1 rRNA gene is annotated in these 1,418 nt (G+C 49.8%); it reads left to right on the forward strand.

Annotated elements, in window-relative coordinates:
• Nucleotides 1-216: 216 nt before the first annotated feature.
• Nucleotides 217-1,418, forward strand: a 23S ribosomal RNA gene (locus HFM85_RS15950); the annotation flags it as partial.

The raw sequence follows: 1,418 nt of genomic DNA on the forward strand, positions 1-1,418 counted from the left end.
CATTGTACCTTGAAAACTGCATACATGAAATTTGATTAAGTTAATCAAATATCCTTAAACGCAAAGTATTAAGAAATTAATGCAAACGCAAAGATAGGAAGACATCGATTTATCTGTTATGAACAGAGTAATCAAACACATGTCGGAAGATACGAGAGTATCGGAAGACAGAGAATCAAGAGACCGCATCACCTACGCTAGGGTGATGAAGCGAAAGGTCAAGCAATAAGGGCACAGGGCGGATGCCTTGGCACTAAGAGCCGATGAAAGACGTGATAAGCTGCGAAAAGCTTCGGGGAGGAGCAAATATCCCGTGATCCGGAGATTTCTGAATGGGGAAACCCGCATGAGAAGACCTCATGCATCCATACGCCAATCCATAACGTATGGAAGGGAACCCGGGGAACTGAAACATCTAAGTACCCGGAGGAAAAGAAAGAAACATCGATTCCGTAAGTAGCGGCGAGCGAACGCGGAGGAGCCTAAACCGGTGTGCGTGCATGCCGGGGTCATGGACTGCATTTAAGATTCAGCGAAGTTAACAGAACGGTTTTGGGAAAGCCGGCCACAGAGGGTGAAAGCCCCGTACGTGAAAGCCAAGCTGACTGAGCAGGATCCGGAGTACCACGAGACACGAGGAACCTTGTGGGAAGTAAGGGGGACCACCCCCTAAGGCTAAATACTACTTAGTGACCGATAGCGCATAGTACTGTGAAGGAAAGGTGAAAAGGACCCCGGGAGGGGAGTGAAAGAGAACCTGAAACCCTGTGTCTACAAGCTGTGGAAGTGCTTTATATGCACAACCGCGTACTTTTTGTAGAACGGTCCGGCGAGTTACGCTTACTGGCAAGGTTAAGCACTTCAGGTGTGGAGCCGTAGGGAAACCAAGTCTTAAGAGGGCCAGAGTCAGTAGGAGTAGACCCGAAACCGGGTGATCTATCCATGTCCAGGTTGAAGCTGCCGTAAGAGGTAGTGGAGGACCGAACCCACATCCGTTGAAAAGGGTGGGGATGAGGTGTGGATAGGGGAGAAATTCCAATCGAACCCGGAGATAGCTGGTTCTCCTCGAAATAGCTTTAGGGCTAGCCTCGGTGTGAGTCTTGCGGAGGTAGAGCACTGAATTTCCTAGGGGGCGTCAAAGCCTACCGAAGAATATCAAACTCCGAATGCCGTGTAGATATCACCGGGAGTCAGACTGCACGAGATAAGTTGGGCGGTCAAAAGGGAAAGAGCCCAGACCTACAGTTAAGGTCCCAAAGTGCGCGTTAAGTGGAAAAGGATGTGGGATTTCGAAGACAACCAGGATGTTGGCTCAGAAGCAGCCATACATTCAAAGAGTGCGTAATAGCTCACTGGTCGAGAGGTCCTGCGCCGAAAATGTCCGGGGCTGAAACGCGCCACCGAAACTAAGGAATCCG

Origin of the sequence: Blautia schinkii (genome assembly GCF_013304825.1) — a bacterium.
GTDB classification, from domain to species: domain Bacteria; phylum Bacillota; class Clostridia; order Lachnospirales; family Lachnospiraceae; genus Blautia_A; species Blautia_A schinkii_B.